This is a genomic window from Novipirellula sp. (assembly GCF_041583735.1).
In the GTDB taxonomy this organism is placed as follows: domain Bacteria; phylum Planctomycetota; class Planctomycetia; order Pirellulales; family Pirellulaceae; genus Novipirellula.
Genome location: NZ_JBFHFD010000296.1, coordinates 1 through 9,923, shown reverse-complemented (window position 1 = coordinate 9,923; position 9,923 = coordinate 1). Strand labels below are relative to the sequence as shown.

Genomic DNA, 9,923 nt, shown 5'->3' with positions numbered 1-9,923 from the left:
GTAGACGTTGATCAACCAATGCACCTTGCCGTACCAAGGCTCATCCAAAGTGTTGTGCTGGGCACCGGCCAATAGCCCGTCTTCATCCGGATCCCATTCCTTGATCACAAAATCCATCGAACGTTTGACCCGGTCCCACATGCTCTCGAGGAAGCGGTAGTCCGTCGTCATCTGGCTTTCACGCAGCACGCGAATGATCGTGCCGCAGGTGCCGTCGAGGGCATCGTCTCTGTCGCTTTTGCCTTCTCTCATCGAATAGCGGAAGTAGACCATTCCAGTGGACTCGTCGAAACCGAGACCATACTCGATCTTGTCGCGGCACTCGCGTTCGATTTCTGGAAAGACCCTCGCTAAACCTTGGGCATAGTTCCACACGTGCGTGCAATTGCCGGGACAGCAGCGGACGCCTTCTTCTAGATTGTAAATCTCGGTGTCGTTGCCACGTGGATAGACCCGCTGTGCGACTTGGGTTTGCATGCAGTTGATGGGAATAAACGCGCGCTCCAAAAACCAATACGGCAAGCTGGAGTCGTACCAGGTATCGACCCATTTCTTACTGGTGTCGTACAGCTCGCTCTCACGGCTGGCTACCTGACTCGAAGCTTCGGCAGCGGTCGGCCAAACCGTCGCGTAGTGATTGCGGCCGGGCGAGGTCGACTTCGGCCCGACGCCAAAAGCGGTGCCATAGCGAACATTCGGAAAACGCCAGGAAACGGCGAAGGACACCGTCTTGGATTCACCGGGGCCGAGCGAAAATTTGCGGCCGATCGAAGCGAGGGCGGGCCGTTTGGCATTCATCTCGGCTCGGGCACCATCCTCGGGACCGGCATCGGAGTCAAAGATGCCATTGGGACCAGGATTGGTTTTTGCCAAATCGACCAGCTCCGGCTTCTCCTTGCCAAAGACACCAAGTGCCATCGAATTGGCGTTTTCGAAATCTGCCCTGCATTCGACGGTAGCAATCTCATCCAGTTCGCGATACACACAGACTTTCTTTCCCTTCGAGCCATTGGTGCTGTTATCGATCCAGCCCGCAATCGCCACCTCTTGGGAATCCGGCGAGTGGTTGGTCACCGTGTATCGCATCACGATGACCGGATAGCTGGACTCATCACGGCGAAGCGGAATGAAGGGAGTGTAGGCTTCCAGTTGAACGTTTAGCGGACACGATTCATCCGCATAGTCCACCCGCCCCATCGGGTATTGATTAGTGAACTTGACGTGCTTGAATCCGCCGGCGTCCAGCGTGTGGACCTTGCCACCGACTTGCAATGCAAACCCTTGAACCTTCGAGGAACGGGCCACATCGGGTTGCATGTAGCGAGCGCCTTTGGGGTTATTCTTTCGGTCCTTTGCGGCGGTGAGGTTCCAATACCAAAGCCCGCCATCGCCGCCGAGATAGACTTGCCCGGTACAGAGGCCACTGATCGGCATACCGATGTATTTCAGACCGTCGCCGGTCGCGGTCAGCGGCTCGCCCCGTGCATACAGACTGGCGATCCATTCTTTGCTCAGCTTCTTGTCGGCAGGAATGACGTGATCGATTTCCGCGGCTTCAAATGGACCGGCCATCACATCGCTGCCAGCCGCCATCATCATCGCTGCGGTCAATCCGGTTGCTTTGACGAATTGGCGACGTCCCACCAAGGCATTCTCGCCCCCACAGCAACCGGGCGTGGATCCGCAGCCGTCGAGAGCATCGGAGGGTTGAGTGTTCGTTTCGTTTTCCATGGTGTTATTTCGCTAGTTTCAGTGGTGTGGGGGCGTCCACGAATGCCGCAGGCCGGCTGTTTTCAGCTAACCGTTTTTCAAAGGCTTCGACAGCCGCACGAAGCCGCGACACCACCTCGGGGTGTTCTGCGATGACATTCCGCTTTTCGCCGATGTCCGATTCCAGGTCATACAAAGCCGATGCCGGTGGGCTCTTGTCACCATTGGATTGCGGCAGCGCTAAGTGCAGCTTCCACTTGCCCGATCGGACGGCCTTCAAGTCGTTGTCGCGATAGTAGAAAAATGTGTCGTGTGGACTCGTTTCATTGCCAATCAGGACGGGCCAAATGTCCTTGCCGTCAATAATGCGGTCCGCTGGCAATTCGGCTCCGGCGAGCCCCGCAAACGTCGGCAGCAGATCCATCGCTGTCATCAATTCATCGTTCTCGCGACCAGCCGGAATTTTGCCTGGCCAACGAATGACCGCGGGAACACGAGGGCCGCCTTCGAACGTGCTGCCTTTCTTGCCTCGCAGTGGATGAGCTTTCCCCGTCGCAGGGCCGTTGTCGCTAGTGAAAATGACGAGGGTGTTTTCGTCGAGTCCGTTGGCTTTGATCGCATCAAGAACTTGGCCGACGGACCAATCGATTTCATCGATCGCGTACTTAAACAGTTTGGTGCGAGTCCGGTAATCGACGCGTTTACCTTCCTTGGCCAACTTCGCTTTGACGGCATCCGGCGCATCCTTCATAAACGGCGGCGACACATGCAACGGACCATGAGGCAGCGGGTGCGGCACATACAAAAAGAACGGTTCGTCCTTGTGTTGTTCGATAAATTGAACCGCTCGCTGCGTGAACCGCTTGGTCAAGTAATCCGCGTCGGGATCCTGCTCGACAACCGTTTCCCCATCCAATAGTGGCAGCGGAGGAAATTGGAAGTGGTCCTGCCGCGGATGTTGCGGATGGATATCATGGCTGTAGGGCAGCCCAAAGAATTCGTCAAAGCCCTGACGGGTGGGCAGAAATTCTGGCTGATCGCCGAGGTGCCACTTGCCGAACATCCCGGTGACATATCCTGCCTCGCGGAGCACCTCGGCGATTGTCACTTCTTCTGGATTCAACCCCTTGCGGTCGCCGGCCAATAAAACGGCAAAGTCAGAACCGTACGCCATATCAATCCGGCGCGGATAGCAACCGGTCATCAGCGCCGCCCGCGACGGCGTACATAGCGGTGCCGCCATATAGAAGTTGGTCAACCGCGAGCCTTCGGCCGCCATTTGATCGATCCGCGGCGTGTTGACGTGCGTGCCACCAAAGCAGCTGAGGTCGGCATATCCCTGATCGTCGGTAAGGATGATGACAATGTTGGGACGTGCCGGGGACGCGGCCAACAAGGCCGTTGCCCCCCAACACACGCTCGCGATCAAACCGACGATGTTTCTGGTATTCATCTACATAAGATCCGTTTGTTGGTCCTGGCCAGCGCCGTTCAGCCCCCATCAGGCAACGCTGTGAAGCATTGTCTGGTAGTGACCTTCGATAGAAGGTGGTGATTCGCATTTGCGCGGTAACCATCCACGCTCGGGCGAGCGTAGCGTACAAAACGCTATTGCCGTCATTTGCGGACTCTACCGGGGCCTACTCAATGATCAAACGCAGCATCAGGGGGCGACGTTGCAATCAAAACGTCCGATGAACGGCAAGTGCCCCTTGGCTCTGCCAATTTCGACGCCCCACTCGGGAATCTCTCCGGTGCTACTTTGTGTGAACGCTTCCGGGCGATAGGCTCCGCCGGCCCATGGCCCGTTTTTCACATCATGGGTTTTGGAGAAATGGATTCCGTCTTCAGCATACTGAATCGTGTTCGTGATCTCTTTCGGCCCGGTCGTTCCGATCATCGCAGCCACGCCTTTGCCCTGCGGCCAAACCAGAACTTCGTGGTTGCCGGGAATCACGGGATTCGATTCGTGTCGGACATACGGACCTTGCGGATGCTCGGCGATCGCCAATCCCATCTGCGTCTGGCCTGGACCTTTGCCCAATTGACGCCCCTTGTAATAAAACCAGTATTTACCTTCACGGACGATCAGACACGCGTCGTCAACGAGGTGGCTGTCAAAATCATCCGGATCGTCACTATTCTTCAGCGCCGGGTTGGTGTCCAATCGCTGCCAGGGACCATCGGGTGAATCGGAGACTGCGATGCCGATTTTCGAATCTGGATTGAATCCCTTGCCAAATTTTCTGGAGGTACCGGTGTAAAACAGCCAGTAGCGTCCCTCGGCAACCAGAATGTTCGGCGTAAACACGCTTTCGCCTTCCCAGGTCCCGGGCTCGCCTTTGGCAAGTGCCATCCCTTTCTCGGTCCATTCGCGGCCATCGGTTGACGTGGCGTACCAAACGGTCGCATCGTAGCCGGGTGAAATTTTGCCTTTGGAATACCACACGTAGTAAAGGTCGTCGACCTTGATGATGTCGCTCGGGTCACGCCGCATCACCCCCTTTTCGGCACCAATGCCCTGTACCGCTGAATGGGTTACTTTGACCGTGGCGGTTTCCTCCGCAGCAACCACAGTCGGAATGACAAGCAGTGTGAACAGCAACGCAATGGGTTGCAGAAGTTTTGGTTTAATCGCTCCGAGGGTGATTTCGCGTCGGTGATCACGTTGTTTACAAAATCGTCCTATCAATTTTCGACTCCCATTATCTTTTGCGTTGCGTCAATCAAGCGTTGGCTGATCGGGTGAAAGCCCATCGACCGCCCCCTCGATATCGTGTGGTTTGCCAGTGTTCGCCAAAACGGCTAACAGGATTTCACTCAATGATTCCTGCCTAACAACTTGGCGGAGCGCCTCGTCCACTACGGATAACCCTGACTTTGCTTCGTGACGAACCACGAGTTTAGGTTGGGTGAGTGGCTGTTAGATAACCTATTGTAGTCCTTTGAATGGGGTGCTTGTTAACGATTTGCGACACGCCGTTGCCGCTTTGCGGCATCGAATGCGATCGAAACAATAGACTTCACCTATCAGTATTATTCTCGGCTTGGCGGCCAATTCATCGACTCGCCGTCTTTGAGCGAAATCACTTCGCTTAATGTCTTTCCCGCGTAAATACGAAAATCTCCGCTCCGAGAGGCTTGAATCGTCGCCTGAACGAGGCGACCGTCGCTCCACTGCATCTCGACTTCGAATCCGCCGCGTGCCTTCAGCCCTTTGACTTCCCCACTCGGCCACGCCGACGGAAGCGCCGGCAATAGGTGCAGGATGTAGGGTGCGTCTGCGAGTCGTTCGTCGGGAGCGACCGGGACAAAATGATTCGGTTGCTTCGGATCCTTCTGGTACGCCACAAACGCGGCCTCTTCGATCGTCTTCGCATCGGCATTCACACTGCGCAAGTGGCTTTGCAGTAACATTTCGCAGACGCCAGCCGCCCCGCCAAAATTACCATCGATCTGGAACGGCGGATGAAAATCAAATAGGTTCGGATACGCCCGTTTAGACGTCAGGAATTGATAGATTTTGTGCGCGCGGTCGCCGTTGTGTAGTCGCGACCAAAAACAAGTTTTCCAACCGGTGCTCCAGCCGGTGGATTCGTCGCCGCGATGCTTCATCGTTACCAAGGCCGCCTGATGCAGTTCTTTTGTTGTCAGCGGCGAGATATCGCGGCCGGGATGCAGCGCGATCAAATGCGAGATATGACGGTGCGTATCCTTGGGGTTGTCCCAGTCCTCGGGCCATTCCTGCAGCTGACCATACTGACCAATTTTTTGCGGGCAGAGATTCGGGATTATTTCCTGCAAGGTTTTGCGAAAATCTTCATCACGCCGGAGGACCGTGGAAGCTTCTATACAGTCCGTGAAGAGATTCAGCACGAGCTGCTGATCCCAGGAGGCTCCGTAAGCTTGCTTGTTCAGTTTGCCGTACTGTTTGACAAGGTAACTGTTTTCGGGCGACCAGGTGGGATAGACGACTAGGGTGCCATCCTTCCATGCAGCGAGATACTCGACAAAAAATTCCGCCGATCCTTTGAGGATCGGATAGATTTCTTCGAGATACGCACGGTCTTGGGTGAAGGCATAATGATCAAACAGGTTCTGACAAAGCCAGTGCCCACCCTGCTGGTTGCGACGTCCATGTTCGTTCTGCGCGGTGAAGCCAAACACATTGCCGTTCAGCCCCATGCTCCAGCCCTTTTCAACACCAAAGGTTTCGCGTGCCGTATGCGAGCCTGATTCAGCAAGGATCTTCGTCCACTGAACAAACGGACGAAACGATTCCGACAGGTTCGCTGGATCGACCATCCAGTAGTTCATCTGCACGTTGATATCGGTGTGGTAATCGCAGTTCCATGCTGGCTTGAGGTCGGCATTCCAAAGCCCTTGCAGGTTGGAGGGAACCGGTGCGCCACGCGAACAGCACAATTGCAGATAACGGCTGTAATGGAAGTACAGGTTTTCCAGTTCCAGGCTTCCATCGCCCGATACCAGCTTGTCGGTGGTCAATCCGGACGGTTTAAAATCGAGCTCCAACCGACAGCGATCCATTATCTTCGAAACATCGTCGACATGCGATTTTTTGAGCGAATCAAAGCCAAGTTTTGCGGCCGTGGTAATCGTTTTCTCGCAATCCGCTTGATAGTCGCGTCCTTTGAAGGACGGATAGACGGGCAGATAATCGCAATAGCCCGCCAGAACAATCGTCACATCGCTTGCGCCCGCGATTTTAACTGAGCCATCGGGCTGCGGCATCACGTCTGCGTCGCCGGCATCAATCTGTACGATCTGCATGAACTCGACATCGTCCTGAACCATCTTCGCTTTGCCGCTCAGGATGATCCGGTTGTCTGCTGCACTGACTTGCGCCCCCTTGTGCTGGGTCGTGGTATGAATCGTCAGGTTCAGTTTTGCACCCTCGGCCGTATAACGGGCCACCACCACATCGTGTGGATAGCTGCAAAAGAATTCTCGGGTGAACGTTCCATCCCCGATCGAATAGCTGACGGTTCCCAATCCCGTCCGCGAATCGAGAGAACGGCGGTAGTTACGAACCTGTGCGGGATCGTGACCTGACGAAATCATCAGGTCGGTAAAGGGGGCATAGTTCCCTAGCGGCTCGGTACTGCTGAGATACTTCGTGGACAGGCTTTCCATACTGCCGGGCTTGGTGCCGTATTTCCCCTCGCGATAGGCTTTCCGCACCGTCTCGAAATCCTCCGAAGCAACGGTTCGTGTGCCGGACTGCGCCGCCTCGTCCATCCCACGCTTGGCATTCATCCACAGCGTGATGTCATTGATCAGCAGATGCTCGGTATCGATACCGCCGGAAAACATGGCTCCCAGTCGACCATTGCCCATCGGCAGTGCCGTTTGGATATAGCCAAGTTTCGGAGGTTTCTTCCCTTTTCCCTTGTTGACCAGCGACGCATCCTTGGCCGGCGCGTCATATCGCAGCACATGGCGTTCATCGGCCGCGGCCATCGTTACAAACGCCAGCAGGATCCCAAGCAGGGTTGCAAATTTTCCAACGCTCATGGTTCAAGTCTCTCTTGTTGTTTCGATTGGGGCCGGTGGGAACCGGCCCTACTTGCTACTGGAAATTGAGCTTCCATGCACCCGTTCGTCATTCTCGTACGTCGCTACTTGGACGTGTGCCTATAGTGCTGGCTGCCCTTGAGCCACTCGTAGTCCGCGTATTGGAATGAGCCTCGACTTTTCCCCCAAAGCTCGGGTTGACGCCCTTCGGCCCATTCCTTCCAGCGAGCAAGCATCGACTGCACCCGCTGCGGATATGTGGCTGCTAGGTCGGTTGTTTCTCCGAGGTCGTCGTTCAGGTTATAGAGCTGGGCTATTCCTTTTTCATAAAGGAGTTTGAAATCGCCTTCACGCATCACACCAGCCGGAGCCTTGTAACTTCCCGTATACCAATAGAGCGCCTCGTGCGGTGCCTCCTCCGACTGGCCGGTCATATAGGCACGGATGTCTTTGCCATGAAGCCCGGCGCTGACCGGATCTCCGCCAGCTAATGCAATCGAGGTGGCACCGATATCCAGTGATGTTACCGGCGAATGAAGCACAGCTCCGGTCGCTGTTTTGCCGGGCCACTTCACGATCATCGGCACCCGTAAACCACCCTCGTAGGAGTTTCCTTTGCTGCCTCTCAGCGGCCGATTGTCACTTGTCCTTCTCATCCCACCGTGATCACTCAAAAACCAAATGATGGTGTTGTCACTGAGGCCCATTTCATTAACCTTCGCCAACAGCTTGCCGATGCCTTGGTCCATTTCATAGACCATGGCTCCATAAATGGAGCGAGATTTCGGCGTCACTCCGGGGACCGCTGTCATCGCGTCTTCAGGAAATTTGGCAATCGTTTCCGGTGGCGCCTCCAGATCAAGATGCGGGGCGTTGTACGACATGAATAGAAAGAACGGCTGCTCCAGCTTTTTTTCAACGAAGGCGATTCCCGCATCGGTCAGCTCACGCGTCAGATACTGATCCCACGGGACCGGTGTCATGTTGTGGATCAACGGCATCGTGTGCTGAAGATCACGATGCTTGGCCGGTCGCTTCAGTGGAGTGAATCGACCTTGATAAGAAGGATGGTCCAAGGGATAGTACATGAGTCCGCCACCCAGAAAACCAAACCAGTCGTCAAAGCCTTTTGCATTGGGATGCTGATCAGGCGTCGTCCCCATGTGCCACTTGCCCACACCGCCAGTCACGTAGCCCTGCTTCTGCAACAGGCTGGCAATGGTCTCTATTTTCGGCAATCCCTGAGCCGGATCGAAGGGTGAGGAAACATTGCTGTAATAGCCAAAAGTCGACTGGCGCCGACCGCTCAAGAATCCTGCCCTCGAGGGACCGCACATGTTCCCCGTGACATAGCCGGAGGTAAATCGCACGCCGTCCGCTGCCAGCTGATCGATATTGGGCGTCGGGATATCTTTGCAGCCATAGCAGCCGACATCGGCATATCCCAAGTCGTCCGCCATGATCACGATGATGTTGGGCCGGTCATGCGTGTCTGCCATTGCCTCGCCGCTTACGCACAAAAACGCTCCTAGCAGCCATGCAAACTTTACAATTTTTAGATCACTCGGGTTCATTGATTGGGTTCCGTGTTCTCGATCGTGGGCGAAGACAGAGTGATGCAATCAAGGCCAAAAAAGGTACCTTGGCTCTGCGGGTTCTTGCCGACCACGTCGACTCGCACTACATAAGCACTGTCGACGGGTTCGAAGTCGCCTAGTTCGATTCCGCCGGTCGGAATAGGCTTGGCGGCATAAAGATCCACTTCCACGCCAGCAGGTTTGCCGTTCACCGAGAAACGTAGAATGCCAAAGTCTCTTGATTTCGTGGCATACAAGGTCAACTTCTCAGCACCATCACTGGCCGCCGGGATGCTCAATTCAACCGCGTCACCCAAGAGAGCACCTTTGAACAATTGGTGCGTCCCCTGATTCCATGTGCCCTTGAACTTCATCTTTTTCAAGTCCTGCATCTTCAGCACGATCCTATCTGGCTTCGATCGCACCCGTTCCGGAACGATCTCGACCGCGTCCTTGAATGAATCAGCGGAGGAGTCCGGTGTAACGTTCTGCAGATCCGGCACCGACGGCACGTTGAGCACCTCGGCCGGTTCCGGTTTACGGTTCGAGGTCGTGTCGGCAAAGCCGTACCAACACATGCCCACGCTGTAGCCCATCTCGCAATCGGTCCAGGACCAGACCTCCATGTCCAACTGAAGCGAGCTAGCGAAGGGCATCGTATCCAAAGAACGACTTCGGGTCTCGACGCTATACCCAAGCGTATTGCGAACACCCGCCTTCTCCTTTGGCTTGCGATTCAACTTGTTGTATTCGTGGGCACGCGGCTGCGCATGAAACGGGTGCTCATAAAAATCAGTGCTCACCCCGCCCCATGAATAGGCATAATAGTCCTCCGTCCCTGTTCCAAAGATGGATGGAAAGTCCTCTCCATCGACCCAGATTTTCTCATCACCCTCGCCCCACCATTTTTCGACGGGGTTCATGACTGTCAGCGTATCGGCGACATACACGCCACGACCATTGAGCGTGACGTAATTCCAATCCGAATACGGACGCGTGGGTACCGGATATTGACCTCGCCAACCCGCGTGGAAATACATCGAGCGATCATCCCAGTTCCAGTCTCCGGTTTTGACGACCAACTGGGCATCCACCGTCGCT

The 9,923-nt window shown here is 55.3% G+C and carries 7 protein-coding genes; all 7 read right to left on the bottom strand.

Annotated elements, in window-relative coordinates; genetic code table 11:
* Nucleotides 1–1,731 (bottom strand): GH116 family glycosyl-hydrolase (locus ABX962_RS20225; protein WP_372721828.1); only part of this gene is annotated, 1,731 nt, incomplete at its 3' end.
* Between the two features lie 4 nt (nucleotides 1,732–1,735).
* Nucleotides 1,736–3,163, bottom strand: a complete 1,428-nt coding sequence (locus ABX962_RS20220) for a sulfatase (protein ID WP_372721827.1) — start codon at nucleotides 3,161–3,163, stop codon at nucleotides 1,736–1,738.
* Between the two features lie 210 nt (nucleotides 3,164–3,373).
* Entirely contained in the window at nucleotides 3,374–4,294 is a 921-nt protein-coding gene (locus ABX962_RS20215; protein ID WP_372721829.1) for a family 43 glycosylhydrolase, read from the bottom strand.
* Nucleotides 4,295–4,432: 138 nt separating this feature from the next.
* The gene (locus ABX962_RS20210) at nucleotides 4,433–4,609 is read right to left on the bottom strand and encodes a hypothetical protein (protein ID WP_372721826.1); all 177 of its coding nucleotides are present in this window, start codon (nucleotides 4,607–4,609) and stop codon (nucleotides 4,433–4,435) included.
* A gap of 137 nt (nucleotides 4,610–4,746) precedes the next feature.
* Nucleotides 4,747–7,245 (bottom strand): glycoside hydrolase N-terminal domain-containing protein, encoded by a 2,499-nt coding sequence (locus tag ABX962_RS20205; protein WP_372721825.1) that lies wholly within the window; start codon nucleotides 7,243–7,245, stop codon nucleotides 4,747–4,749.
* Nucleotides 7,246–7,349: 104 nt separating this feature from the next.
* Nucleotides 7,350–8,819, bottom strand: coding sequence for a sulfatase-like hydrolase/transferase (locus tag ABX962_RS20200; RefSeq protein WP_372721824.1), 1,470 nt, complete (start codon nucleotides 8,817–8,819; stop codon nucleotides 7,350–7,352).
* Nucleotides 8,816–9,923 (bottom strand): DUF2961 domain-containing protein (locus ABX962_RS20195; RefSeq protein WP_372721823.1); only part of this gene is annotated, 1,108 nt, incomplete at its 5' end. The genes ABX962_RS20195 and ABX962_RS20200, both read right to left, overlap by 4 nt.